19 protein-coding genes are annotated in these 25,909 nt (G+C 70.0%); 10 read left to right on the forward strand and 9 right to left on the reverse strand.

Features of this window, described 5'->3' with window-relative positions; all coding sequences use genetic code 11:
* The first annotated feature begins 12 nt into the window (after positions 1–12).
* The 7 genes from WME97_RS44050 (at position 13) to WME97_RS44080 (ending at position 11,311) form a co-directional block, all read left to right on the forward strand.
* Complete coding sequence (locus tag WME97_RS44050) at positions 13–1,626, forward strand: hypothetical protein (RefSeq protein WP_437546939.1); 1,614 nt, start codon at positions 13–15, stop codon at positions 1,624–1,626.
* Positions 1,619–3,016, forward strand: coding sequence for a hypothetical protein (locus tag WME97_RS44055; protein WP_437546941.1), 1,398 nt, complete (start codon positions 1,619–1,621; stop codon positions 3,014–3,016). The genes WME97_RS44050 and WME97_RS44055 overlap by 8 nt, the downstream gene beginning before the upstream one ends.
* Positions 3,016–6,105 carry a hypothetical protein gene (locus WME97_RS44060; protein WP_437546943.1) on the forward strand — a complete coding sequence of 1,030 codons (3,090 nt, stop codon included), beginning with the start codon at positions 3,016–3,018 and terminating at the stop codon, positions 6,103–6,105. The genes WME97_RS44055 and WME97_RS44060 overlap by 1 nt, the downstream gene beginning before the upstream one ends.
* Positions 6,106–6,197: 92 nt before the next feature.
* Entirely contained in the window at positions 6,198–6,575 is a 378-nt protein-coding gene (locus WME97_RS44065) for a hypothetical protein (RefSeq protein WP_437546945.1), read from the forward strand.
* Positions 6,576–6,867: 292 nt separating this feature from the next.
* Positions 6,868–9,381: a GH25 family lysozyme gene (locus tag WME97_RS44070; protein WP_437546947.1), complete on the forward strand. Its 2,514-nt coding sequence runs from the start codon at positions 6,868–6,870 to the stop codon at positions 9,379–9,381.
* A gap of 97 nt (positions 9,382–9,478) precedes the next feature.
* Positions 9,479–10,378, forward strand: coding sequence for a M20/M25/M40 family metallo-hydrolase (locus WME97_RS44075; protein ID WP_437546948.1), 900 nt, complete (start codon positions 9,479–9,481; stop codon positions 10,376–10,378).
* A gap of 12 nt (positions 10,379–10,390) precedes the next feature.
* On the forward strand, positions 10,391–11,311 hold the full coding sequence (locus WME97_RS44080) for an SMP-30/gluconolactonase/LRE family protein (protein ID WP_437546950.1): 921 nt from the start codon (positions 10,391–10,393) through the stop codon (positions 11,309–11,311).
* A 165-nt stretch (positions 11,312–11,476) separates the two neighbouring features.
* Here WME97_RS44080 and WME97_RS44085 read toward each other — a convergent pair whose 3' ends face one another.
* From WME97_RS44085 to WME97_RS44115, 7 genes are all read right to left on the reverse strand, one after another.
* Positions 11,477–12,445 carry an ABC transporter permease gene (locus WME97_RS44085; protein WP_437546952.1) on the reverse strand — a complete coding sequence of 323 codons (969 nt, stop codon included), beginning with the start codon at positions 12,443–12,445 and terminating at the stop codon, positions 11,477–11,479.
* Between the two features lie 5 nt (positions 12,446–12,450).
* Positions 12,451–13,506, reverse strand: a complete 1,056-nt coding sequence (locus WME97_RS44090; RefSeq protein WP_437546954.1) for an ABC transporter permease — start codon at positions 13,504–13,506, stop codon at positions 12,451–12,453.
* Positions 13,503–15,071, reverse strand: coding sequence for a sugar ABC transporter ATP-binding protein (locus tag WME97_RS44095; protein ID WP_437546956.1), 1,569 nt, complete (start codon positions 15,069–15,071; stop codon positions 13,503–13,505). Before WME97_RS44095 ends, WME97_RS44090 begins: the two co-directional genes overlap by 4 nt.
* A 67-nt stretch (positions 15,072–15,138) precedes the next feature.
* The gene (locus tag WME97_RS44100; RefSeq protein WP_437546958.1) at positions 15,139–16,386 is read right to left on the reverse strand and encodes a sugar ABC transporter substrate-binding protein; all 1,248 of its coding nucleotides are present in this window, start codon (positions 16,384–16,386) and stop codon (positions 15,139–15,141) included.
* Between the two features lie 441 nt (positions 16,387–16,827).
* Positions 16,828–18,777: a YjhG/YagF family D-xylonate dehydratase gene (locus tag WME97_RS44105; RefSeq protein WP_437546960.1), complete on the reverse strand. Its 1,950-nt coding sequence runs from the start codon at positions 18,775–18,777 to the stop codon at positions 16,828–16,830.
* Positions 18,774–20,279 carry an aldehyde dehydrogenase (NADP(+)) gene (locus tag WME97_RS44110; RefSeq protein ID WP_437546962.1) on the reverse strand — a complete coding sequence of 502 codons (1,506 nt, stop codon included), beginning with the start codon at positions 20,277–20,279 and terminating at the stop codon, positions 18,774–18,776. Before WME97_RS44110 ends, WME97_RS44105 begins: the two co-directional genes overlap by 4 nt.
* A gap of 11 nt (positions 20,280–20,290) precedes the next feature.
* Complete coding sequence (locus WME97_RS44115) at positions 20,291–21,157, reverse strand: fumarylacetoacetate hydrolase family protein (RefSeq protein ID WP_437546964.1); 867 nt, start codon at positions 21,155–21,157, stop codon at positions 20,291–20,293.
* 322 nt (positions 21,158–21,479) lie between these two features.
* On the opposite strand from WME97_RS44115, the gene WME97_RS44120 reads away from it, so the two are divergent.
* Positions 21,480–21,740, forward strand: coding sequence for a hypothetical protein (locus WME97_RS44120; protein WP_437546966.1), 261 nt, complete (start codon positions 21,480–21,482; stop codon positions 21,738–21,740).
* A 252-nt stretch (positions 21,741–21,992) separates the two neighbouring features.
* Positions 21,993–22,163, forward strand: coding sequence for a 50S ribosomal protein L33 (gene rpmG, locus WME97_RS44125; RefSeq protein ID WP_012240854.1), 171 nt, complete (start codon positions 21,993–21,995; stop codon positions 22,161–22,163).
* Positions 22,164–22,261: 98 nt separating this feature from the next.
* Here the strand turns inward: rpmG and zigA are convergent, their stop codons facing one another.
* Positions 22,262–23,506, reverse strand: a complete 1,245-nt coding sequence (gene zigA / locus WME97_RS44130) for a zinc metallochaperone GTPase ZigA (protein WP_437546968.1) — start codon at positions 23,504–23,506, stop codon at positions 22,262–22,264.
* Positions 23,507–23,838: 332 nt separating this feature from the next.
* Between zigA and WME97_RS44135 the strand changes: the two genes are divergently transcribed.
* Positions 23,839–25,233: an MATE family efflux transporter gene (locus tag WME97_RS44135; RefSeq protein WP_437546970.1), complete on the forward strand. Its 1,395-nt coding sequence runs from the start codon at positions 23,839–23,841 to the stop codon at positions 25,231–25,233.
* Between the two features lie 43 nt (positions 25,234–25,276).
* Here the strand turns inward: WME97_RS44135 and WME97_RS44140 are convergent, their stop codons facing one another.
* Positions 25,277–25,909: a TetR/AcrR family transcriptional regulator gene (locus WME97_RS44140; protein ID WP_437546972.1), complete on the reverse strand. Its 633-nt coding sequence runs from the start codon at positions 25,907–25,909 to the stop codon at positions 25,277–25,279.

The raw sequence follows: 25,909 nt of genomic DNA on the forward strand, positions 1-25,909 counted from the left end.
AGGAGATGACCTTTGAGTTATGAACTGCTCCTCGGGCTCTACTTCGGTGAGAGCTCCAATGCGGATCTGACGTCGCCGGACGCGCGCCGGCTGCTGCACGTGCGGACGCCGCTCGAAGACTACGTCGCCCAGACGCTCCGCCGCGGCCTCGATGTCGTGTTGACGGGTAACCCCGGGGACGGCAAGTCGCACGTTGCCCATGTTCTCCGGGCTACCGGCGACCTGGAAGGCGCCGAAGTGCACCCTGATCTGTCGGCGGGGCCGAGCGCTGTCGCGATCGAGCGCTGGCTCGGGGCGCGGCGGGCAGGGCGTCGCTTCGTACTACTTGGCAATGAGGGCCCGCTTGTCGAGTTCATCGTGGCGCTGCAGGGCACCGGCCCGCTCAAGGCCGAGGCCTCAGAACTGCACGGCCAGCTGCGTAGGTTGCTCGTGCAGCAGCGGTCTGAACTCCCTCCAGAACCGCAGCGCGTCGCTCTGGTCGATCTCGCCGACCGCAGCGTGCTCGACGTCGCTGTGGTCGAAGCGATGCTCGAGCGGCTGAGTTCGGAAGAGTTCTTGCCGAACTTCTCGCGCGCCGTAGATAGCTCCGTCGGCCGGAACCTCGTCGCGCTCCAGAACACTGAGGTGCGTGGTCGTTTGGCGAGGGTCCTGTGCGCGGCCGGCCGGCGGCGCGGCGAGCACGTTACCTTCCGCCAGCTCTGGTCGGCGATCACGTTCGCCGTCACCGGCGCCAAGGCCGTCACGACGCTAAAGCAGGAACTCTCGATGGATGCTGTGGGGCTCGGCACGACGCCGATGGATTACCTCACGAGCCCGCGCGGGCGAGGCCTACTCCTCGAAGCGGCCCGCACCTTCGGTGACCCGGCCGCGGTGCCCGATCCCGACCTCGATGAGCAATTGTGGTCCACTGGGCAACCTAGCGGGGGAGAGTGGTTCGGGGACGAACTTCACGCGGAGCCTCCAGCGGCGCTTTGGGCTCAGGGGCAGCGCGCGGAGGCGCTTCGCGCGTTCGCACAGACGAAGCGCGCGGTCGCCCTGTTACATGAGCGCGGCGACCGGCTCATCCACGGGATCGAGCGGAGGCTTCGGTTGCCGCGCGATGTCAGCAACGACGCGCTGCGGCGCGAGATCGTGCGGGGCCTGCGTCACCTTTATGTTTCGCCAATGGAAGAGGCCGGAGCGCCGCGCTGGCTCTTGGACGGCGTGCCGCTCTGGATTGGGTTTAGCTACGCCGACCGGCCCGCTGAAGAGCGGCCGCATGTCGCGGTCCGCGCGCTCGGGGAGGCCGAATTTCAGGTGCTCCGGCCGCAGCGGGCGCCGTGGCTCGACAACGTGCTCGGGCCTTCCCCTGATCTGGTATGGCTCGTCCACCGGGAATCGGGGGTTTCGCTTCGGGTCGACGCTGAGACGCTTGGCGCGCTCGCTGCTGCCTCTGGTAGCTCCGGCCCTATGCCGGTCCCCGAACCCATCCAGCGGTTTCTCGTGCGGCTCGCTGGTTGGGATGAGTCATCGGATGATCTGGAGCCGAGGGAGTACCCATGCGCCGTGCTTGAACGCCCGCGCGGCAAGCTCGAAGTGTCGGCACGCATCGAACGAGCAGGGGAGGCAGGGGCACGGTATGTCTAACGTGAAACGTATGAATGCGGCAGCCGCGCGGCGAACTCTTATGGGTGACGGTGAGACCCCAGGGTTGTTCGAACTGGCGCTTGGCTTCCGCACCAGCACCAAGGCCCTGAAGGCGGTGCACGTCATGAACGACCTCGCGCAGGTGCTCATCGGCGGGGCGCCGGATCACGGCGGCGACATCCTCGCGCGCGTGATCCGTGCGGAGCACGAGGAAGAGGGCAACAGCGATCGTGACCTCCGCGCCCACAAAGAGCTTGGCGCGCGCTATAGCTGGGCGTTCCCCGTTCAACTCGGCGCCGGCAAGACGGCCGCCTTACGGCGTGCCGCCAAGATGGTCCTCAACTTCGACGGCGGCGTCTACGAGCCCGGGACGTCGATGGCGAGCGCGCTCGCAACACATAAGGCGCTGCTCGGCTTCGAGCAGTTCCGGAGGTTTCGGCTCGGGGCCTACCTATCGCGGATCTTGACCCACGAAGGAAAGGCTCGGCTCAGGGCGATGTACGAGAGCGACCTCGATCCGGTCTCCAAAACGTTCCGGCCGCTTCTCTTTGACGCGCCCCTCGTTGATCGGCACCCGCCACCGGCTCAGGCGCTGCCCCTGAAGCCCTTCGATCATGCCCTCGGAACTAGGCTGTCTACTTTGCTCGCGCAGCCGCTGAGCAAGCCCGCGTTGCTACGTAAGTTCGCGCTTGGAGCGACGCTCGGGCTCGTGCTTAAGGTCCTCGGCTGCGGTCGGCCGGGCGGCAGACCCATGCTCCTGGCCCTCGCAGTCGAGGATGACCGATCGAAGCCGCTGCGCGACGCGGCGGTCATGTCGTTTAGGGCGGGCGTGTCGGCCCTCGATCGAAGCCTCGCCGCCATGATGGCTGAGCACCCTCTCGCGCCGGAGATCAAGAAGGCTCCAAAGGTGGACGCGCAGGCCGCCGAAGTGCGGAGCGGCCTGCGGTCTGCAGAGGCGATGCTCGAGCTCATCGCAGCTATCCGCAGGGGCGCAGGAGAGGACGCAGGCGAAGTGTACTGGCCGGACCAGTTCGCGATGCACTTCGGGCGTAAGGCAGGGTGCGTGCTGCCGAAGGCCGACAAAGCGGGCTGGGGCGTTCACCTAGCGCTCTCGGGCGAGTTCGTCGAGCTCCTCGTGCTGATGTCGGTGCCGCGCGACGCGCCCCCAGCCCCCTGGCGGGACATCTGGCGAGGTTTGCGGGACGATCTCGGGCTCGTGATCGGCGCGAGCGCAGCAGCCGATGCTGAGGTGCTCCGCGGTGCAGGAGTTGAGGGGGTCAGCCTTGAGCGGCTTACCGACAACGCGAGCTTGGCGCTCGATTTTGGGGTACGGCTCGGTGTAGCCCGCAGGCTCCCAGATAGCGGTGCAGAAGCAGGAGGAGGTCTCTGATGGACGTCGCCAAGCTCATTGCGGCTGCCACGAAGGAATCCCTCGAAGCATACCCGTCTGCGATAGGTGTACGTTTTAGCCCGATCTCGATCTCTGCGGCCAACCTCGAGCGCGTGCCCGACGAGGTGCGTCGTCTACTCGGCCCGGGAGCCTACGTCACGGCGTCCGCCCCGGGCGCTCGCCGCCGCGCCAGCGAGCGCGTCTTCATCGCGAGCGATCAGGAGGCAGCCGAGCAGGCCACAGCCTGGCGCAACACGGTGCGTGTAGCAGAAGGGGAGCGGCTCGTCTATGTGAGCGTCGAAGAGCACGGGAAAGCCAGCGGGCTAAGGGATTGCCTACTTGCTGTAACCGAGGCCGAGCTGGTTGATACGCTCCTACGCTGGATGGACAGTAGCGAGAGCAACCTCCCGAAGGGCCTTGCCTCTGCGCTGCGTGAGGCGGGGCTGCACGAGAGCCGCTCGCTCGCGGCGTTGACGGAGTTTGCGCGCTCGGCTAGCGCGGAGGCCTCGCGCCCCAAGGCGTGGGCGTCCGTGTCCAAGAACCTACCTGCGTTGGGGCTCGCCAGGGACAGCGGGCTTAAGGGTGCAGAGGACACCGCGGATCGGCTCCGCGCGAACGCAAAGCTCGTGGCATCCGCGCTCACAGGCGAGGCGCGGCGCCGGGCCGCGACCGGCCCGACCGCAGAGGTTGAAGAGCAGCTGCGGCAGGCGCTCCGCGACGCCCCGACGGGCGGCCGCACGGCCGCCTTGACAGGCATCGATCTCGGCGAGGTCAAGACGAAGACTCTTGGCGTGAAACCTAAGAAACCCAAGCCGAAGCAGCCCTCCGAGCCATCGCCGCCTCCGAAAAAGAGCCGCAGCGGGAAGGTAAGCGACACGGAGACCAGGGCTGGGGTCAAGGATGAGGGCTCGCGGGGTGGCAAGCGGAGCCCGAGCACGGCCGACCCGCCCACAGGCCCGCGGCAGCGCGCCGCTGCGGCGGAGGGGAGCGGCGGACCGGCGCCGCGCGCCAACAGCGTGTCGACGGACGTGAAACTGCATGCGCCCCTGTTGCCGGAAGGTCTTACGGCGCTGCTCGAGGAGCTGCATCGAGGCACAGGCAGCCCAGCGCGACTGATAGTAGCGCGCGACGCGCGGGCATGCCTCGTCGCCCTGCCGCGGGCGGCGGAGCGGGACGTCCTCTCCTCAACCAGAATCGAGGAGCGGCTCAAGGAGCCGTTCTCACGGTGGTCGAAGGCTCGGCGCGGTGCCCTCGACCAGATCAGCGCGCTCGCTAAGAAGCCCGAAGACGTAAGCGCTTTACTCGTTGGCGCTCTGCCCAAGGTAGCTGCTACGGAGACGGCCGGCGCGGCGCTACGCCGCTTGCTAGACGCGGCCGTCGAGCTCTTCCGTGCCGCGCTCGATCAAGACCGCGCAACCCAAGTGGATGTGCTCCGGCTTGACACTGCTGAGGTCAGCGAGCGCGGAGATGTAGCGCTTCGACTCCTCGGGCCGCTGCATGTGCTCTGGCTCAGCCAGGCGCTCGCCAGGGCTGAGCTGCTCGCGGGCGCTGAAGGGATGGCCGAGACAGCGCGGCGCTTGCTCGCCCGAGCCGCCGCCGCTGCCCCTGCGGCCCCGCAAACCTTCCCGGAGTCTGGGCGGGGCGAATTGCGCCTAGCGCGGCCCGAAGCAGGGCTGATCGTGTATGAGCGCGCGCCAGACGCCGCGGTAGGGCAGCCAGTTACCGATCTCGCTGAGGCGCTCGCGCGACGCTACCTGGAGATTTGCCCGCATGCCCGCCTCGGGCTGCGCATAGCGCTGCTTGGGGGCGACGTAGCCGCCTTCCTTGAGGGCTTAGCCCGCGCGGCAGAGGCCGTCCCTGAACTCGATGGGATCGAGGTTCTGTGCGCCCAGCCGCCGCGCGTTGAGCGCAACTCGGCTGCGGCAGGCGCCTTCGGAGCTGGGCGCATACGTGTAGATGCCCTGCCGGCGCCCATTGAGCGCCTAGGGGAGGCAAACCCGCACGTCGTCGTTCATTTCCGTAACGCTCCAGACGTGCCTGAGGACGAAGAGCCCTCCCCGCCTGAGGTGACTGCTTACGCCCCCTCCGGTGCGGCTGCGTCTACCTTCGACTTCCGGGCGCACAGCCTTCGGGTCTGGACGCCGCTGAGCAGTCCCGGCGCGGTGGCGTTTGAGGCGCTGCATGCTGCCGCGCGTGGCCGAAAGGAGAGTGGCGCGTTCGTCGCTGACTACGGCGCGCTCTCGCTGAAATCTGTCAGCCTGCTCCAGGGCTGCCCCTCTTTGACATGGCACGCCGTAGTCGCCCCGAGCCTCGGGCGGCGGCCGACGCTCGGCCTTCACCTCATCGCTCATGAGGGCATTGAGGCGGCCCAGTGCGCTATTGTCTCGCGCGAACTGCGCCCACTTGACCGAGCGCTTCAAGAGGGGCTCCGGCAGCTCGGCGTCGCCGAGTCTCGCCCGAATATCCTTCGGAGCCTGAGCGCTAAGCTATCCGAGCGGACATCCACCGCTTTGCTGTCCTTGCGGCGTCCAAGCGCCTCGCAGTTCCTAGCAGGCGTGCTATCGCTTGAGTTAATCCGCCAGGTCGGCGCAGGCGCTCTCGTCGTACCCATTGCCCCGGATCACCTTGCGGTACTCGCAGACGAGCCGGTCGCGCCGGAGCAACTCTTCATGGCAGCCGTATGGCTCGTCGAGGGGGCGCTCGCGGTCAGGATCGGCTTCGCGACGGCCGATCCCGAGGTTGATCTCGATCTGAGCCGACCCACCCCGGGCGGCCGGGTGGGGAAGTTGGCGGCGGCGCTCGCGGCGGTCTGGCGTCTCGCCGCTCAGGGGGCCGGTGTTGAGGGGTCAACGGCCCGCGAGTTCTTGAATTGGATGATCTGGCCAGCTCTCGCGGCCGAGGACGGAGGGCCATCCGGGGTTCAAGACGCGATGCGCGCCTGGCGGCTACGGGAGGAGGCACCCGGGCCTATCTTCCTCGTTCCGTCGCAGACGGCAGCATCCGCGGTCGCGGGGCGCGCAAAGAAGGCGTCGTTCTCAGTGCTGACGCTAGACCCAGCAGCGCTCACCAAGCTTCTGTTGAGCGCGTGAGCCGCCGTTGGGAGGGCGACGCTGGACGCGCTCGTGAAACCTGCTTAAGCGTATCCAGCGCCAGCGCAACGGCACGAGCGTTCTGCGCCAGGTTGACAGCCATCGCGCGTGAGGAGGGCTTCTGGGCCTGTCCGGGGATCGAACATGCCGCGCGTACCGCGCCCTGGGATCAGGCCGCGGGGCGTGCCGATCGCTCCCGGCCGGCGCCCTCAAGCGCGCAAGCGCTCGTGGAGGGGCTGCTCCGGCGGCCCGGTGCGGGCGGCTTCGTGGAGCGGGACGGCGCGCACTGGAGGATCATCGGCCGTGCCGACGGCGGTGGGCTGCGCATCGACGGTGGCCCGGAGGGTTTCGCGGAGCGAACAGTGTCGCTGACGGATCTCGCGTGGGCGATCGTCGCGAGCGACGACGTCAGGAAGAACGGCGAATGCCTGACCTTTCTGCAGCAGTTATTGCAGGACTCCTTGCTTTGAAGCGCGCTATCGCATTGCCCGTCTTCGCGCCAGTTGCTCCCACAGACTAATGACGTGCGGCCAGCCGGTTCGGCCATAGCGCCACCGCCGCCACAGCCACGATGACCGCACGGACGTATTGCTTTGGCAGCGTCGACCTTGCTCGACGGACACGCCGCCCTGCGATAGCAATTGAACTACCCCGGGGGATCACATCGCCCGGGCGGCGCGACATGAGCGTGAGGGCGCGCACGCAGGGCACGGCTCTCGGGCACGAGGCCGCGCTCCGCGTGTGCGGGGGAGGTGAAAGCCTATGTTGAGCGGTGCTGATGTTTCGGTCCACCAGGGAAGTATCCAGTGGGACGCGTTCGCCTCACGGCTCGATTTCGTCTTCATCCGGGCGACGTTCGGGACGGAGGGGGTCGACAGGAAGTTCGCGACCAACCGGGCCGAGGCCGCGCGCTGTGGGCTCCTCCGAGGGTACTATCACTATGCGTTGCCGCGCCTCGACGCGGCCGAGCAGGCGCAGAAGCTCTGCAGCGCGGTCGGCGACCTCGAGCCCGGGGAGCTCGACATCGTGCTCGACCTCGAGGAGACGCAGCACGCGGGCGATAGCGGCCATGTCTGGACGTCGCAGGACACCCTGGCTCTTCAGGTGTGGACCCGCCGCTTCGTCCAGGAGGTGAAGTCGCGCTACCCGGGCCGCTCGGTCATCCTCTATACCCGTCACGCCTTCTGGCGCGATCACCTCGGCGGCAGCTCCGAGTTCGTCGACTGCCCGCTCTGGATCGCGAACTATACCTATGGCCTCGACTCGGTGCGGGCGAGGCCCCCGGCCAACCCGAAGGAATGGGCGGACTGGGCGCACAGGAAGCCGCTCAGGGCCTGGGACCCCTGGTCTGCGTGGTCGTTCTGGCAGATCACCGCCAAGGCCGTGATGCCGGGCGTCCGGACCAACACCGTGGACGCCAACCTGTTCAATGGAACGGTCAGCGATCTGCGGCGCCTCGCCCGGCTCGAGGCCGGGTCCGTGACGTCTGAGACGTCCGAGCCGCTGCCCACGGCCGACGCGCTCTGCCAGAAGCTGCTCTCGCAAGCGGATGACAGATACATCTTCGGGCACGAGGTGCGCCTGACCGATCCCAACCCCTCCGCGTTCGATTGCTCCGAGCTCATCGAGTGGGGCTGCGCCCAGCTCGCCGTCGAGCCTGCGATGCCTGACGGCTCCTGGATGCAGGCGCGCCACGTGAAGGCGGCGCGGCTGCTCATGCCGGTGGACACGGCGATCGCGACCCGCGGCGCCCTCCTGTTCCGCTTCTCGACAGACCCGTTCACGGGCGGGCGCCCCGAGCACGCCCACGTGGCCATGAGCCTGGGCGACGGTCGCACCATCGAGGCGCGCGACACCGCGCATGGCGTCGGCGTGTTCCCGGCGCTGGACCGCGGCTGGACGCACGCGGGCCGGATCCCGGGCCTCGACTACGGCGCCGCGCCGCCCGGCGGCGGGCTCGCGCGCGGCGCCAAGGGGCCCGAGGTGAAGGCCTGGCAACAGCACCTGTTGATGTGGCGCGCCGGGCTCCTGCCGCAGTCCGGCGCGGACGGCGACTTCGGCGAGGAGACCGAGGCGGCCACGCGGATCTTCCAGCAGGAGATGGGGTTGCCCGTGACCGGCGCGGTCGGGCCCGAGACGCGCGACGCCATGCAACGCGCGCTGCCGCGCCCGCCCTGCGCGCTCGAGCTGCCGCGCGCGCTGGGCCGCGCGCTCCTGGGCATCGTCGGCCAGGGGGCGGCCGCGGGAGGCGCGGCGCGCGCGGCGGGGCCGCAGGCAGAGCTCCAGGGAGCGGCGAGCGGGTCGACGGCAACGGCGACTTCGGGCCACGACGCGGCCGGCGTTCGCAGCTACACGTTCGCGGAGCGCGGCTTCCGGTTCACGGTGACCGCCACCCCCGAGCCGGTCGCGGCGGCTCGGGCGAACGACGCCGGGGGCGCCGTGGCGTTCTTCGCGTCGAGCCAGGCGCAGCCCGGGTCCGCGCGTCTGGCGCCCGTGTTCGACGGGACGGGCCTCGACTGGCTGCCGCCGCGCGATCCGGGCGCGCTCACCGGCACGAGGTTCTACGAGCAGGTCCGGGGCCTGTCGCTCGCGGCGCGGGAAGAGCTCTTTCTCCAGGAGGTGCTGCGAGGGAACGTGCCCAGCTTCCTGCGCCGCTTCCATCGCGTCACGGTCGAGGCGCCCGACGGAAAGCGGGGCGTCGCGTACGTGTGCGCCGACTACCTGGCGATCGGCCCGGACACCGATTTCCTGCGCATGCCGCTCACCGGCGTCACCGCCCAGCGCGTCGCGGATGCGTGCGGCTGCGTGCTGCCGACGAAGAAGCTCGTGAAGGACATCTATGCCGCCTCGCGGAAGCAGACGGCCATCCCGTTCGATCCCGAGGACGGCACCAAGGTGGAGCGCTTTCGTGACCACCAGCTGGCCATCGAGCAGCACCGGGCCGGCGAGCTCGGCGAGCTGCTCGCAGGACACAAGAAGGACGTCGTGGTGACCAACCGGCTGCACCACCACGCGCGCCGGCTGGCGATCTTCGGCTTCTACAAGGCGGACGGCAAGCCGTGGCAGCCGCTGGACACGTCGCTCCGGCGGCGGCTGCCGCACGAGGACACCTACGCCGACTACAGCCACGGGGTGCGGCTGATCGGCGGCCTGATGGCCCTCGGGTCGGATCAGCGCTGCGTGGCCGACGTCCTGCTCGACCCGGCGCTGTGCGGCCTGGTGAGCGACGAGGGGGTCATCAGCGTTCCGAGGTACGAAGTGTACCCGCTCGGGTGACCGATGAGGTCGTTTTGCCGCGGCCCAACAGCGGGGAAGGGTGAGGGGAGGGGTAGGGCTCGGCTACACTCCGCCGGTAGCAGGAGGAGCCCCCGCGATGGAGCTGAGACGCACGAAGGCCATGGGCGATCACGGCAGCCTCATCGATGCGCTCGCGTCGGTCAGCGAGGCGGAGCTGCTCGACGCGATCGTCGCGCTCGCGAGGCCGCGGCACATGTTCCGCCAGCGCGCGGAGAACCGCCGCGCGGCGCAGTACGTCGCCGCCGCGCTGGAGGAGCGGGGCTACGCCGTCGAGATCGAGGGCGAGCTCGGGAACGTGGTCGCGACGCCCCGGGCCGCGGTCGATCGCCCGATGATCCTCGTCGGGGCACACTACGACAGCGTGCCCGACACGCCCGGCGCCGACGACAACGCGAGCGGGATCGCCGCGATGCTCGCCTGCGCCAGGGCGCTCTCGCGCTTCGAGCCGGCCCTGCCGGTGGGCTTCGTGGCCTGGAACGGCGAGGAGGACGGGCTGCTCGGCAGCGTCGAGTTCGTGGCGCGCCATCGATCGCAGGGCGGAGCGCCGATCGCCGCCGTGCACGTGCTGGAGATGGTCGGCTACGCGAGCCACGAGCCGGGATCCCAGCGGATGCCGGTCCCGGTCGCCGGGGCGCCGGACGTCGGCGACTTCATCGGGCTGCTCACGAACCACCGGTCGAACCACCTCGTGGAGCTCGCCGCGAAGCAGGCAGAGGCGCTGGTCCCCGAGCTGCCGGTCGTGGGCCTCAAGGTCTACCTCGGCCTCGAAGAATGGCTCCCCGTGCTCCACCGGAGCGATCACTCGCCGTTCTGGAAGGCGAAGATCCCCGCCATGCTGTGGACCGACACGGCGGAGTTCCGCAACCCGAACTACCATCGCCCGACGGACACCCCAGAGACGCTCGACTATGGCTTCATGCGCCGCGTGACGCAGCTCGTCCTCGCGACGGTGACGCGGCAGGTCCGGACCGGCTAGAAGGAGAACCCGATGGTCATCGAACTGACCCCGAGCTTCGAGGTGATTGACGCGCGCTTCCGCAAGCTCGCGTTCCCGCACGTGCACGTCGAGAAGCTGTACACGGGCTGCCGCTGGGCGGAGGGGCCGGCGTGGTTCCCGGCGGGGCGCTACCTGGTCTGGTCGGACATCCCGAACGACCGCATGATGCGCTGGGACGAGACCGACGGCTCGGTCTCGGTGTTCCGCCAGCCCGCGATGAACTCCAACGGCCACGCGGTCGACCTGCAGGGCCGCCTCGTGTCCTGCGAGCACCGCGGCCGCTGCATCTCGCGCACCGAGCACGACGGCTCGCGCACGGTGCTCGCGTCGCACTTCGAGGGAAAGCGGCTGAACTCGCCGAACGACGTGATCGTGAAGTCCGACGGCAGCGTCTGGTTCAGCGACCCGAGCTACGGCATCGACAGCGACTACGAAGGCGACGCGTCGCCGAGCGAGCAGGGCGCGCAGCGCGTCTACCGCCTCGACCCGGCCTCGGGTGCGCTGACGGTCGCCGCGGACGACTTCGTGCAGCCCAACGGCCTCGCCTTCTCGCCGGACGAGTCGCTGCTGTACATCGCCGACACCGGCGCGACGCACGTGAAGGACGGCCCGCACCACGTGCGCAAGTTCCGCGTCGACGCGAAGGGCACGCTGACCGGCGGCGAGGTGTTCGCGACCTGCCCCGTCGGCTTATACGACGGCTTCCGCGTCGACGTGCACGGCAACCTGTGGCTGTCGGCCGGCGACGGCGTGCACTGCCACGCGAGCGACGGCGCGCTCCTCGGAAAGGTGCTGATCCCGGAGACCGTGTCCAACGTCTGCTTCGGCGGCGCCAAGCGCAACCGCCTCTTCATCTGCGGTACGACCTCGCTGTACTCTGTCTACCTGAACACCCGCGGCGCCGGGCGCTAGCGCGACAAACGGGTTGAAACCACAAGAAAGAGCAGGAATTTCACAGGGAGGCAGGGAGGCGGGGAGCGAGAGACGGTAAGAGGGAGAAATTCATTTTCTTTTTCCTCCCCGCCTCCCCGCCTCCCTGTGAAAATTCTCGGGGTTGCCTCATCGTCGGTGCTCTAGTCAGCGTCCCTCCTGATGCTGTCGGCCGTAGACCAGCAGCATGGCGATGATCACGGCGCCGTAGATGATCTGGCGGCCGGCCTCGGGCATCTGCAGCACGCTGAGCATGCTCTGGAGCAGCACGATCAGGATGGTGCCGAGGACGGTGCCGAGGTACGTCCCGCGCCCGCCCATGATGTTGGTCCCGCCGATCACCACCGCGGCGATGGCGGGCATGAGGTAATCGTTGCCCATGGCCTGGTAGGCCTTGTGCGAGAAACCGGCCAGCAGCATCCCGGTCATGGCGGAGCACACGCCGCACATCACGAACGCGCCGATCAGCACCAGGTGCGTTCTGACGCCCGAGAGGTAGACGGCCTGCTCCTGGTTGCCCACGGCATAGATGTAGCGGCCGAGCGCGGTCCTCTTCAGCACGAAGGTGGCGACGCCGCCGACCAGGATCCAGACGAACAGCGAGTTGGGGATGGAGAGCGTCTTGCCCACGGCCAGGACCTCCATCCACGCCGGCGCCTCGCTGCGCGGAGCGAAGCCGCCCGTGTAGAGCACCATCAGCCCCTGAAGCACGGTGTTCGTGCCCAGCGTGAAGATCATCGAGGGCACGCGCAGGTAGGCCACGCCGAGACCGTTCAAGAGACCCGCGGCGGCGCCGACGGCCAGGCCGCAGGGCAACGCGGCCCAGCCGCCCATCCCCGCGGCCAGCATGGCGCTCGAGGTGAGCACCCACGGCAGCGAGAGATCGATGTGACCGAGCAGGATCACGATCATCATGCCCGTGGCGGCCACGCCCAGGAAGGCCGCGATCTGCAGCTGTTGCAGGATGTAATACGGGCTCAGGAAGCTCAGCGTGCCCTGGGTGACCAGCGTGCCGATCGAGCCGCACACGAGCACGACGCCGATCGACAGCAGCGCGTACCAGGTCGGCTTGTCGATCTCGCCGAGTCGGCTCTTGAGGGAGAGGGGCTGTTGCATCGAGCTCACCTGAAGACGTGCAGCCGGTTCTTGACGCGGATGACCCAGAGCGCGCCGAGGCAGACGGCCGCGAGCAGGATGAGGCCCTCGAACAGCGGCTGGTAGAGCGGGTTGGCGAGGAGGCCCAGCGCCGAGCCCTCGTCGAAGACGCGGAAGTTGAAGGCGACGGAGCGGAGCACCAGCGCGCCGAAGAGCGATCCGATGGCGCCGCCGATCCCCCCGTACAGCGAGGTGCCGCCGATCACGACGCTGGCGATGGAGTTCAGCGTGTAGGAGCCGGCTTGCGGGATGTCGGCGTTGCCCGACGTCGTTTGCAGCGCGAGGTAGAGGCCGCCGACGCTGGCGAAGAACCCCGACAGCGTGTACGCGGCCAGCTTGACGCGCTTGATGCGGACGCCCGACATGTACGCCGCCTCCTGCGACGCGCCGACGGCATAAGCGCCGAGGCCGTAGCGGGTGCGGCGGTAGTAGGCCCAGAGCAGCGCGAGCAGCGCCATCCAGATCGCGGGCGACGGGATCTGGCCGACGAAGCCGAGCGCGCCGTCGAGGGGGGCGGCGCCCGCGACCTGCAGCAGCTCGTTGAGATCGAAGGTGGCCGCGAACGCCAGATCGCCGTCGACCTGGCCGCCGGGCGTCGGTCTCAGGAACAGCGCGACGCCGAGGAAGATCGTGCCCGAGGCCAGCGTGGCGATGATCGGTTGCAGGCGGCCATAGACCACGAGGCAGCCGTTGAGCAGGCCCGCCGCCATGCCCACGGCCAGGCACAGCAGGATGCCCAGGAACATCGTGAGCGCGCTGCCCGCAAGGACGTGCGAGGCCACGCAGTTGACGAGCGTGATCACCGCGCCCACCGACAGATCCAGGCCGCCGGTCAACACGGGGATCGTCTGGGCCATGGCCGCCGCCACCAGCACGAACGACTCGTTGGCGTTCTGCCCGATCAGCGGCGCGCTGAAGCCCTTGGGATGGGACAGCGAGTAGAGCCCGTAGAACAAGATGCACAGACCGACGGCCACGAGCAGGCCCTGGTTCTGGCGCAGGCGGAGCTTCCAGTCCTTCATCGTGCCTCCGATGGCGCGCGTTCGTCTCCGCGCTTCGCGGGCTCAGGCCCGCCGCGCAGACCGAGGGCCAGGTCCAGGATGTTCTTTTCGGTGATGTCGGGCCCCACGAGCTCGCCCTGCACGCGGTTCCGGTAAAGGATGAGCACGCGATCACAGCAGCCGATCAGCTCGTCGTAGTCCGTGCTGTAGAAGAGGATGGACGTGCCGGCGTCCGCCAGCTCGCGGAGCAGCTGGTAGATCTCCTGCTTCGTGCCGACGTCGATGCCGCGGGTGGGATCGTTGAGCATCAGCAGCCGCGGCTCCGTCATGAGCCACTTGGCCAGCACGACCTTCTGCTGGTTGCCCCCGGACAGCGACGAGACCGGGTGGTCGGGCGAGCCGATCTTGATCTGGATGCGGCGCACCATCTCGTCGACGCGCGCGGCCTCGCTCCGGCGGTCGAGCACCACGCCGCTCGTGAACCTGTCGAGCGACGCCAGCGACAGGTTCGTGGCGATGGACATCGGCAACATCAGGCCTTCGGTCTTCCTGTCCTCGGGCACGAGGGCGATGCCGTGCGCGCGGTCCTTGGCCTGGCGCGGGCTCGCCAGCTTGACCGGCTTGCCGTCGATCTTGATCTCGCCGCGCACATCCCTGAGCACGCCGAACAAGCCGAGGAGCAGCTCGCGCTGGCCCTGGCCGTCGAGCCCGCCGATGCCGAGGATCTCGCCCTTGCCGAGCTTAAACGACACGTCCTCGAGCTGCCGCTCCCAGCTCAGTCCGCTCACCTCGAGCAGCGTCGCCGGGAAGCTGCGGGCCGCCGGCTTCGGCGGGAAGACGTGGCCCATGTCACGGCCGATCATGAGCTCCACGATCTGGTCGTCGCTGCGCTGGCCCTTCGCGAAGGTCTCGATGTGCCGGCCGTTGCGGAAGACCGACATCACATCCGCGAGCTCCTTGATCTCGTGCATGCGGTGCGAGATGTAGAGCATGCCGACGCCTTGAGCCTTGAGCTCGGCCAGGAGCTCGTAGACCTTCTTGACGTCGGTGTTGGTCAGCGCGGAGGTGGCCTCGTCCAGGATCAGCAGCCGCGGGTCCTTGCCGAGCGCCTTCGCGATCTCGACCATCTGGCGGCGCGAGAGCGGCAGGTCGCTCACCCAGGCGTTCGGGTTCACGCCCTCGCAGCCGACGCGCGCCAGGAGCTCCTCGGCCCTGCGGACCTGCGCCTTGCGATCGAAGAGCCCCAGGCGGTTCGTCGGCATGGTGATGCCGATGTTCTCGGCCACGGTCAGCGTCGGCATCAGGGACAGCTCCTGAAAGACGCAGACGATGCCGGCGGCGTTCGCCTCGATCGGGTGGTCGAACCGGACCGGCTTGCCCTGGAGCAAGAGCTCCCCGGCGCTCGGCTTGACCACGCCGCCGATGATCTTGATGAGGGTGCTCTTGCCCGCGCCGTTCTCGCCGAGGATGGCGTGCACCTTCCCCGGCTCACAGGCGAAGTCGACGCCGCTCAGGGCGGTGACCCCGCCATAGTGCTTGGAGACGGCCCGGAGCTCGAGAAGCGGAGGGCTCACCGGTTCGATCATGATGCTGGGGCGCTACTTCACGTCTGCTTGACGTTGACTCGACGTTGGCTCGACGTTGGCTCGACGTCTATTTCACGTCGGATTCCGACTCGTTCATGATCTTCACGCCCGAGATGTTGACCCCGCAGGGCGGGAACTCGTTGGGCGTGAAGAAGTTGTCGGAGAGCTGGGAGAAGAAGCTCTCGCCGTCCTTCAGCGTCGTGTGATCGGCGGCGGGGATCGGCACGGAGATCATCTGCGGCATCACCTTGCCTTGCAGGCCCTCGAGCGCCGCCTTCATCGCGATGGCCGCGAGCCCCGGCGACTGGCCGAGCGACAGGCCCTTCATGCCCTTTTCGTGGTGCTTCGCGATCAGCTTGCGCACGCCGTTCTCGGCCTCCGTGGCGACCGGGATCGGCTTGTGTCCGGCGTCGAGCAGCGCGCGGACGGCGCCCGTCGAGCCGCCCTGCGCGAAGAGCGCGTCGAACTGGCGGTGCACGGCCAGCGCGTCGGCCACCGCCTTCTGCGCCTTGCCGTCGTCCCAGCTGCCCACCACCTCCACGATGGTGTAGCTCTTCCCCGGCGCTTCCATGACCTCGCGGAAGCCGAGGTGGCGGTCGCGATCGACGGAGTTGCCCTGCAGGCCGCGGACCTCGAGCACCTTGCCCTTCCCGCCGAGCTGCTTGTCGAGGAACTCGCCCCACTGGCGCCCCATCGCCAGCTGGTCCTCGTTGACCTGCATCACCTTGTCCGTGTCGAGCACGTTGTCGAACGGAACCAGGATGACGTCCTTCTTGTCGGCGAGCCGGATCACGCGATCGAAGCCGTCGGGGCTGACGGCCAGCGTGACGATGCCGTCGAAGCCCTGGTTGATGAAGTCCTCGATCGCGCCGAGCTGTGCCGCGACGTCGGTGCCTGTCGACACCACCTTGAACTCCTTGATCAGCGGCGCGATGGCCGGATCCTTGGCGAAGGCCTTGGCCGTCTTGACCATCTGGATGCGCCAGGCGTTCCCGACGTAGCCGTTGACGAGCGCGAGGCGGAACGGCGGCTTTCGCGCCGTCCACTGCAGATACTTGGTGTCCTGCTTCCACGGCGCGAAGCACTCCGGGTTGAAGCCAGGCCCCGGCACGACCTTGGGCCCCTGCCCGCTCGGCGTCTGCGCGGCCGCGGCCGCGACGCTCGGCGCCTGCGCGGCCGCGGCGCTGGCGGAGCCCCCTGCGGCCGGAGCGCTGTCGGGCTTGTCTTTGCAAGCAGACAGACCAGAGAGACCCCAGAGCCCGAGCGCACAGCTCAACACCGCCGCTGCGCGCCGCGCCGATCCACGTGACTTCAACTGGCCAATCGACATCGTGCCGCTACCTTTCGAGCAAAGAGACGTGGTCGGATGGAGACCTCTGCGGCCCATCCCACGTCGTCACGTTCTCGCCCTCACGAAAGACGAGGGCAATGTCTGCGTGCCGCCGTATCGCTCACGGCAAAAACACTGGGGTACAACGATTCGCATCTGGCGAGCGACGGTGTCGCGCGTCATCCCCGGGGCACCACGCGGGTTTCGCGGGCGCCCTCACAATTCAATGACGTGATCGTCGACGCTCGTGGGGCCTACCACGACAGATCTTCTGGTTTCGGCGCTTAGGAAATCCAAACGCGATCCGGAAGTCAAGCTTCTCGTTGTGATCGTTCACATCGTACAGCCACGCTGCACGCGATGGCTGAATGATGGAACCTCACGTGATCCGCCTTTCTTCTGGAAAAATAACGCTACATCAAAAGCTCATGTGCCAGAGGAGCCCCGCTCCGCGGCGATGGCGCGACCGAGGAGCCCGATGATGCGCTCCGCATCATAGACGCAACCACCCCAGCTGCCGCCGCTGGCATCCTGAAGCGCAGCCCACAACCGCGTGTCCGGGTTCACCCGGCCGTCCGGTTGAAGGGCTGGATTGGGCGAACGGGCGGCGAGACCGCCTGCGTCCACGCCCACGACGTCCACCGTCCCCTCCAGCCTGCGCGTGTCGATCCGCAGCCGGATGCGGTCGCCGTCGCGCACGCGGCCGATCGGTCCACCCGCCCACGCCTCCGGGCTGACGTGGCCGATGCACGCCCCGGTGGAGACGCCGGAGAAACGACCGTCCGTGACCAGGGCGATACGGTGCCCGTCCTTCACGTGCTTGAGGGCAGAGGTGATCTGGTACGTCTCCGGCATCCCGATACCGGGGCCGATGCCGATCAGCACCATCACGTCACCCGGTTGCACGGCGCCCGTCTTGATCGCCTCGATCGCCGCGTCCTCGCTGCCGAACACGCGCGCAGGCCCTTCGTGAAGATAAACGCCGTCCGGTCCGATCACCTGGGGAGCGATGGCGGTGCTCTTCACGAGCGCCCCCTCGGGCGTGAGGTTGCCGCGCAGGAAGGTCACCGTGCTGGTGAGGCCGCGCTCGCGTGCCTTCCCGGCGGACATGATCACGTCGTCCGGGTCGATGCCGTCCAGCTGCCGTAGCTTGTCGCGCAGGCGCCGGCGCCGCTCGCTGCGCTCCCACCACTCGAGGTTCTCGCCCAGGGTCAGGCCGCTGACGGTGCGCGCGCCGAGCCGCAGCAGGCCGAGCTCGCGCAGATGGAGCATGACCTCCGGGACGCCTCCCGCGAGGAAGACCTGAACCGTGGCGTAGTGCTTCGGCCCGTTGGGCAGCACGTCCACGAGCCGCGGAACGAGGGCGTTGACGCGCGCCCAGTCGTCCACCGTGGGGCGCCGGAGCCCGGCCGCGTGGGCGATCGCCGGCACATGGAGCACCAGGTTGGTCGACCCGCCGACGGCGGCATGCAGCACCATGGCGTTGTGGACCGAATCGTCGGTGACGATGTCCCGCGTGGTCACGCCGCGTCGCTCGAGGGCCATGAGCGCGTGCGCGGAGCGGCGGGCGAGGTCGCGCCAGATCTCGGCGCCCGACGGGCTGAGCGCGCCGTGCGGGAGGGCGAGGCCGAGCGCCTCCGCCACCACCTGGCTCGTCGCGGCCGTGCCCATGAACTGGCAGCCGCCGCCGGGGGAACCGCAGGCGCGGCAGCCCATCTCGGCGGCGTGGTCGAGGCTGACCTCCCCGCGTGCATAACGCGCCGCGAGCGTCTGGACCTTGGCGGTGTCCTCGGCCTCCTCGGCGAGGAGCGTGACGCCTCCCGGCACGAGCACCGTGGGGAGGTCGGGGGTGCCGGCGAGCGCCATCAACATGGCCGGCAGGCCCTTGTCGCAGGTGGCGACGCCGAGCACGCCTCGGCGGGTGGGCAGCGAGCGTATCAGCCGCCGAAAGACGATGGCGGCGTCGTTGCGGTAAGCGAGGCTGTCGAGCATGCCGACGGTGCCATTGGTCCGCCCGTCGCACGGATCGCTGACATAGCCGGCGAACGGGATGGCCCCGCCGGCCGTGAAGGTGCGGGCTGCCTCCTCCATGAGCAGCCCCACCTCCCAGTGCCCCGTGTGGTACCCGAGCGCGATCGGCGTGCCGTCGGGCGCGCGGATCCCCCCCTGCGTGCTGAGCACGAGGAACTGCTTCCCGTTCAGGCGCGCAGGATCCCACCCCATCCCGGCATTCTGGGTCCAGCCGAACAGCTCGCCGCTGGACATGGCGCGCAGCTGCTCGGCCCCGAGCGGGAGGCGCCCCGACGGTCCGGGCGCGGTCGTGCGCAGGGTGTAGATCGCCTCGCTGCCGGACTCGAATACCGGGTCGTAACTCATGCGCGGGGGGCGATGGGGTCGCGGGTGGCCCGGCCGTCGACGAGGCGCGATATCCCGAGCGGATTCTCGTCGCGGAGCTCCGGCGGGAGCAGCGCGGGTGGACACGACTGGTAGCAAACGGGGCGCGCGAAGCGGAGGATGGCCGCGGTGCCAACCGACGTGAAGCGCACGTCGCTGCTCGCTGGATACGGCCCGCCGTGGTGCATGGCGGGCGACACCTCCACGCCGGTCGGGTAGCCGTCGAAGACGAGGCGGCCCGCGACCCGGCCGAGGACATCGACGAGGTCCTGGGCGGCGGCGAGGTCGTCGGCGGTCCCGTGAAGCGTGGCGGTGAGCTGGCCGTCGAGCGCGCCGAGGAGCTGGAGCAGCTCGCCGCGGCTCGAAGCGGTGACGAGCAGCGTGTACGGCCCGAAGATCTCGTGCGCGAGGTGCGGCTCCCGCGCGAAGTCGGCGGCGGAGACGCGAGCGACGCGCGCGCCGGCGTCGGTCAGCCACTCCACGCCTCTCAGCTCCCGCACGGAGCGGTCGAACGACGCCTGGATACCGGCGTGCAGCATCACCCCGGGCGTGACGGCGCGGGCCCGGTCGGCGACCGACCGCGCGAACGCATCCCACTCGGGGGAGGCCAGCCCCAGGACGAGGCCGGGCTTTGTGCAGAACTGGCCGACGCCGAGCGTGCACGAGTTGATGAGCCCCTCGGCGATCGCGTCGCGGCGCTCGCGCAGCGCGCCGGGCAGCACGACGAGCGGGTTGATGCTGCTCATCTCGGCAAAGACGGGGATGGGCCGCGGGCGGTCCGCGGCGGCGTCACAGAGGGCGCGCCCCGCGCGGGTGGACCCGGTGAAGCCCACCGCCTGGATGGCCTCGTGGCGCACCAGCGCGAGCGAGACCTCGGGCGAGGCGCCGTGCACCATGCCGAACACGCCCGCGGGCAAGCCCGCCTTCTGCACGGCGGAGCGCAGGGCCGAGGCCGCGAGCTCGGAGGTACCGGGGTGCGCCGGGTGGGCCTTGACCACGACCGGGTTGCCCGCGGCGAGGGCAGAGGCGGTGTCGCCGCCGGCGACCGAGAACGCGAGGGGGAAATTGCTCGCGCCGAAGACGGCGACCGGACCGAGCGGCCGCAGCATGCGGCGCACGTCGGGGCGCGGGAGCGGCTTGCGGTCCGGCAGCGCGGGATCGATCCGGGCGTCGACCCAGGAGCCCTCGCGCGCGACGGCGGCGAAGAGGCGCAGCTGGCCGGTGGTGCGGGCGCGTTCGCCTTCGAGGCGGGCGACGGGCAGCCCGGTCTCCCGGTGCGCGGTCTGGATCAGGGGGTCGCCGAGCGCCATGATCTCGTCGGCGGCGGTCTCCAGGAGCCGGGCGCGCAGCTCCGGCGCGAGGCCGGCGAAGGCCGGCGCCGCAGCGACGGCGGCGCGGGCGGCGGCGTCGATCTCGGCGGCGGTGGCGTCACGGTAGGCGCCGAGTTTTTCGCCGGTGGCGGCGTTGTGGGCGAGAAATTCCATGGGGCGCCTCGTCAACCTCGAGATACCGGGTTTGCCAGCGTGCCGACGCCGTGGATCGTGATCTCCACGACGTCGTCGGGCTCCAGGGTGAACGAGTCCGGCGGGACGATGCCGGTCCCGGTCATGAGGATGACGCCTGCCGGGAAGCTCAGCTCGCGCGTGAGGTAGGCGACGAGCTCCTCGGGCGAGCGCCGCATGCTCGCTGTCGAGGTCTTCCCCGCGAACACCGCCTCGCCCCTGCGCCGGATCGCGAGCTCGATGGAGAGCGCGCGCAGGTTCAGCCCGGGCTCGTCCGCGAGCACGATGGCGGGGCCGAGCGCGCAGCAGCCGTCGTAGACCTTCGCCTGCGGCAGGTAGAGGGGATTGTCGCCCTCGATGGACCGCGACGAGACGTCGTTGCCGGCCGTGTAGCCGACGATTCGGCCCGCCGCGGAAACGACGAGCGAGAGCTCCGGCTCGGGCACGTTCCAGCTCGAGTCGCGGCGGATGCGCACCGGCGCGCCCGGGCCGACGACCAGGCGGGGCGTCGCCTTGAAGAACAGCTCGGGGCGCTCGGCCTCGTACACGAGGTCGTAGAAGTCGCCGCCGCCGGCGCTCTCCTCTTTGCGCGCGGCGCGCGAGCGCTCGTACGTGACGCCCGCCGCCCAGACTTCCTGCCCGTCGATCGGGGCGAGCAGCGGGACGTCGGGCGGGAGGGGGTGGGCCGCGGCGCGCGCGCGCGCGTCGCGCACCGCGCCGAGGGGATCCGGCAAGGTGAGCCACGAGGCGACGGACGCGAACGCCTCCGGGGATGCCGCCGTGAGGTCGTGGCGCGCTCCCCGCTCGTCCTCGAGCCCGAGCCGAGGACCGCCACCGCTCGCAAACCGAAACAGCTTCATGTCCGCACCTTCCTACAGGGTCGTCCCGTCGATCGCGATGCCAGGGCCGCGCGGCCTTGCGCGTCCACCCACGCACTCTCGATGCAATCCTGGAATCGCTTCAACACGTCTCTCACGCTGCCTCCGCGGGAACGCCCCGGGCCACCGTGGGTGCCGTGTTGAAGGCCATCGCGCGCTCGCGCAGCGTCGACCGCATGATCCACCATTTGCGCGCTCTGTAAAGCCTGTATTCGCTCCATGATGCGTGGCGCAGCGCGTCCTGGCGACGGTGATGCGGCAGGCTCGCGCCGGCTGAGCCCGGGCCGTACGATCGGGCCGCTCGATGCGCTACGGCTCCTTGTTCATCGCGCTGAGCGCGTCGTTCCTGTGGCTCGCCGTCGTCGCCGGCGGCGCCGGGCTCGCCCTGCTCTGGCCGGCGCTGAGCTTCGCCCTCGTCGGCGCTGCCTACCTGGCGCGCCAGCCCGCCCGCGGCAGCCCTGCTGCTGAACCGGGGGCTCGCGGCGAGCGTGAGCGAGGCGGAGGCCCGGCTCCGGCTCCGGCGGCCGGGGATCCGGCTGAACACCGCGCAGCGGCGATCTCTTGAGGGAATGCTGGCTCGACATGAGGGCGGGTGACCCTGTTCGCAGGGTCGCCTCGCGCCGGGGGAGCCCGGTGCACGCGAAGCGCCGCCGCGACGAAGGCTCATGAGACGAGATGCCATGAGTCTTCGCCGTTGATGCAATCTATTTGCATCAACGGCGAGGCCGAAGTAATGGTGTTGCATCCAGCAGGTCAGGCGATCCGCCGCTGCCGCGGAGCGCGGCCTGACGCCGAACGGCGACAAGGAGGGCACCTCATGCGCGATGTCATCAAGCTCGTCTCCTCTGCAGGGACGGGTCACTGCTACTACACGACGAAGAACAAACGGACGATGACGGAAAAGATGCAGATGAAGAAGTACGATCCGATCGCCCGCAAACATGTGATCTTCACGGAAGGGAAGATCTCGAAGGGAGGAGGCAAGTAATCGCGACTCCAGCGCTCGCGGTCGTGCAGCCAGCGTGGATGCGCTGCGCTGCATGACCGCGCCGCCGAGGCCGCGTCAGCCATCCTGCAGGGAACGCCTCAGGACCGCAGCTGCGCCGGCCCGGCCTCGCGCTCCTGTTCATTCGGCTCACTCGCGTCCTCCCACGCCGGGAAGGGATCCTCGAACCGGCTCCAGGCGGCAGGCCCCACGGCCATCTCGTCCGGCGTGAGCAAGCAGGCGTCGAGCCCGCGCGTGAGCTCGTCTCGGGCCATGTCGACGCCGATGAAGACGATCTCCTGCCGCCGGTCCCCCCAGACCGGATGCCACGTGGCGCACGGTCGCTCGTCCTCCGGCCGCTCCTCCTCCGGCAAGGCGGCGTACCAGAGCCCGGCCGCCTCGAAGGAGGCGGCGCCGCCCGCCTGCGACCAGGCGCCTGTGATGTCCATGCGCGTCGCCAGCCAGAAGAACCCCTTGGAGCGGAGCACGCCATCCCAGGCGGCCGCCCCGTGGAGGAAGGCCCAGAGCCGCTCCGGGTGCATCGGGCGCTCCGCGGAGTAGACGAAGCTCTCGATCCCGTACTCCTCGGTTTCGGGGACGTGCTCCCCGCGCAGCTCCCGCATCCAGCCGGGGGAGCGCGCCGCCTCCTCGAAATCGAAGCGCCCGGTGCCGAGGATCTCGCGAGGATCGACCCGGCCGCGGCAGGCCCTGACGATCCGGGCGCCGGGGTTCAGGTGCAGCAGCATCGCCGTGAGGCGCTCGGCCTCGTCATCGCTCACGAGATCCGTCTTGTTGAGCACGAGCACGTTCGCGAACTCGATCTGCTCGACGAGCAGATCCGCGACCGTGCGCTCGTCGTCGCCGTCCAGCGCGGCCTCGCGCGCGCGCAGGTCGTCGGCGCTCGTCCAGTCGGCGAGGAACCGCTGCGCGTCGACGACGGTGACCAGCGTGTCGAGCCGGGCGACCTCCGAGAGGCTCTTGCCCGTCGCCGGATCGTCGAAGGTGAACGTCTCGGCGACCGGGAGCGGCTCCGAGATGCCCGTCGACTCGATCAGCAGGTAGTCGAAGCGCCCCTCGGCCGCCAGGCGGGCCACCTCGACAAGGAGATCCTCCCGGAGCGTGCAGCAGATGCAGCCGTTCGACATCTCGACGAGCCGCTCCTCCACGCGGCGCAGCGCCGCGCCCCCGCCCCGCACGAGCGCGGCGTCGACGTTGACCTCGCTCATGTCGTTGACGATCACCGCGACGCGCAGCGAATCGCGGTTCGCGAGGACATGGTTCAGCAGCGTGGTCTTGCCGGCGCCCAGGAAGCCGGACAGCACGGTCACAGGAAGCTTTTGCGTCACGTCGAGATCCTCTCTCGCCAGCGCCGGCGCGCTCCAGCGCGGGCGGGTGCGCCTGCCGCGCGCGCGGCGCGGGGTGAACGAGGTGCATCCGCGGCCGCGGCGCGATCGGCCGGGCCCAGGTCTGGCGTGGGCTCGAGTTAGTGTAATCAAATTGCATTTGCAATAAAATATCCTCTGTCGCCGAGACGTAGGCCGCACACCTAGGCGCGGGCCGGCGCGCCGCGGCCGCGCGCGCCGAGGCCGACCCGATCGCCACGCCCAGCGCGGGCCGCCGTGCCGCCTGCTTTGCTCGCTCGCCTCGACGGGCGCCGGCTCGGCGCTACGGTAGCCGCGTGGGCGCGACAGGCTCCCCGACGGCCCAGCGCGCCGCCCCCGCGGCGCGGGAATGGGCGGCGCTGGCGGGGCAGGTCTGGCGGCTCGCCTGGCCCGCGATCACGCACATGCTGCTCCTGACGCTGGTCTTCCTCGTCGGGCGCGGCATGGTCGGTCGCTACTCCACGACCGCGCTCGCCTCGATGCAGATCTGCGGGACGCTCACGTGGACCATCGTCTCCGTCTTCAGCGCCACGTCCGCCGGCACGCTCGCCGTCGTCGCGCGCAGCGTGGGCGGCGGCGATCGCGACGCGGCCGCCGCCGCCGCGCGCGCCTCGCTCCTCTTCGCGCTCGCCCTCGGGGCGGCGATCGCGCTGCCGCTGCTCCTCGCCTGCGGCCCGCTGCTCCGCGCGCTCTTCCCGCACGCCGGCGGGGCGGTCATCGAGCAGGCGGCCGCGTACCTCGGGATCGTGCTTCCGGCGCTCCCGCTCGCGTTCGTCGAGGCCACCGCCGCGGCGGCCCTGCAGGGCGTCGGCGACACGAGGACGCCGCTCGCCGTGGCCACCCTCGGCAACCTCGTCAACGTGGCGGTCAGCGCCGTCCTGATCTTCGGCCACCTCGGGCTGCCCGCGCTCGGCGTGCGCGGCGCGGCCGTCGGCGTCGCGTGCACCATGGCGACCGAGGCGCTGCTGCTCACCGCGGCGCTCCTGTCGCGATCGAGCCCGCTGCCCCTCCGGTCAGCGCCGGCCGCCGCCCCGCAGGCGAGCGCCGCGGCGCTCGCGCGGGTCCTCCGGGTCGCGCTGCCGGCGTTCGCCGAGCGCTCCGCCTACCACGCCGGCTACATGGGGTTCGTCGCGATCATCGGGCTGCTCGGCGCCGCCGCGATGGCCGCGAACCAGGCGCTCATCGCCGTCGAGTCGGTCTGCTTCCTGTCCGCCGAAGGGTTCGGCATCGCCGCCGGGGCGCTCATGGCGCAGCGCCTCGGCGCGCGCAGCCCCCGCGACGCCGCGCGCGTGGGGCTCGTCGCGGCCCTCATGGCCATCGTCGCCCTCTCCGCGTTCGGCGTCCTGTTCGCGCTCGTTCCGCGCCCGCTCCTGCTCGCGTTCTCCAGCGACCCCGCGCTCCTCGCGCTCGGAGAGCGCGCGCTCCCCGTGGCCGCCGTGGCGCAGCCGTTCATGGCGTTCGCCACGGTCATGGGGATGGGGCTCCGCGGCGCCGGCGACACCCGGACCGTGCTCGCCGTCACGCTGGTCTGCTCGCTGCTCGTCCGGCTCGGCGGGACGTGGCTGTTCGCGGTGACCCTCGGCCACGGGCTCGTCGGCGTCTGGATGGGGAGCACCGCCGACTGGATCTGCCGCAGCGCGCTCCTCGCCGTCGCCTTCGCGCGCGGCCGCTGGAAGTCCCTCGCCGTCTGACCCGCGCCCGGGCGCCGCGCCGTCCCCGCCGCCCCCCCGCGGCTCAGGCCTGCTTCCGCCTGTCCGGGCGCAGCACGCCCTGGAGGATCACGTCGACGACGTGGGCGAGCTGGGCCTCGTCCACGATCGTGCGGTCCGCGAGCATCTTGTGCCGGAGGTAGGCCGCGAGCAGCTCGCACGGCAGCAGCGGATCCGCGCTCGGCGCGACCTCGCCGCGCGCGACCGCGGCCTCGATGATGGCCCGCAGCCCTGCCTCCTGGACCGCGCGCAGGGAGCGGGCGATGGTCATGAGCTCCGAGTCGAGCCCCTCGGACAGGCACACGTGAAAGAGGCTCTGCCCCACCGGTGACGTCTGGATCTCGATGATCGCGCGCCCGAGCGCGACGAGGTCCCCGCGGAGCGAGCCCGTGTTCGGCGGGATGATCTTCTCGTCCGTGACCGACAGGAGCGCGGCGCGCACCAGATCCTCCTTCGTCGGCCAGCGCCGGTAGACGGTGGTCTTGTTGACCCCCGCGCGCGTCGCCACGTCCTCGATCCGGAGCGCGCGGTACCCCGCGCTGGCGAGCTCCTCCAGCGTGGCGGCGAGGATGCCCCGCACGACAGGCTCGCCGCGCACGAGCGCGCGCGTCTTCGCGGAGCCTCGCTTCGCCGTGCGCTTCGCCGTCGTCGCCTGCAT

Source organism: Sorangium sp. So ce367, from assembly GCF_051520455.1.
GTDB lineage: Bacteria > Myxococcota_A > Polyangia > Polyangiales > Polyangiaceae > Sorangium > Sorangium cellulosum_B.

Coding starts and splice junctions, on each gene's coding strand:
- WME97_RS44110 (WP_437546962.1), bottom strand. CDS start 20,279: ATGGAATTTCTCGCCCACAACGCCGCCACCGGCGAAAAACTCGGCGCC.
- WME97_RS44060 (WP_437546943.1), top strand. CDS start 3,016: ATGGACGTCGCCAAGCTCATTGCGGCTGCCACGAAGGAATCCCTCGAA.
- WME97_RS44080 (WP_437546950.1), top strand. CDS start 10,391: ATGGTCATCGAACTGACCCCGAGCTTCGAGGTGATTGACGCGCGCTTC.
- WME97_RS44120 (WP_437546966.1), top strand. CDS start 21,480: ATGCGCTACGGCTCCTTGTTCATCGCGCTGAGCGCGTCGTTCCTGTGG.
- WME97_RS44075 (WP_437546948.1), top strand. CDS start 9,479: ATGGAGCTGAGACGCACGAAGGCCATGGGCGATCACGGCAGCCTCATC.
- WME97_RS44140 (WP_437546972.1), bottom strand. CDS start 25,909: ATGCAGGCGACGACGGCGAAGCGCACGGCGAAGCGAGGCTCCGCGAAG.
- WME97_RS44055 (WP_437546941.1), top strand. CDS start 1,619: ATGTCTAACGTGAAACGTATGAATGCGGCAGCCGCGCGGCGAACTCTT.
- WME97_RS44095 (WP_437546956.1), bottom strand. CDS start 15,071: ATGATCGAACCGGTGAGCCCTCCGCTTCTCGAGCTCCGGGCCGTCTCC.
- WME97_RS44090 (WP_437546954.1), bottom strand. CDS start 13,506: ATGAAGGACTGGAAGCTCCGCCTGCGCCAGAACCAGGGCCTGCTCGTG.
- WME97_RS44085 (WP_437546952.1), bottom strand. CDS start 12,445: ATGCAACAGCCCCTCTCCCTCAAGAGCCGACTCGGCGAGATCGACAAG.
- WME97_RS44070 (WP_437546947.1), top strand. CDS start 6,868: ATGTTGAGCGGTGCTGATGTTTCGGTCCACCAGGGAAGTATCCAGTGG.
- rpmG (WP_012240854.1), top strand. CDS start 21,993: ATGCGCGATGTCATCAAGCTCGTCTCCTCTGCAGGGACGGGTCACTGC.
- WME97_RS44115 (WP_437546964.1), bottom strand. CDS start 21,157: ATGAAGCTGTTTCGGTTTGCGAGCGGTGGCGGTCCTCGGCTCGGGCTC.
- WME97_RS44105 (WP_437546960.1), bottom strand. CDS start 18,777: ATGAGTTACGACCCGGTATTCGAGTCCGGCAGCGAGGCGATCTACACC.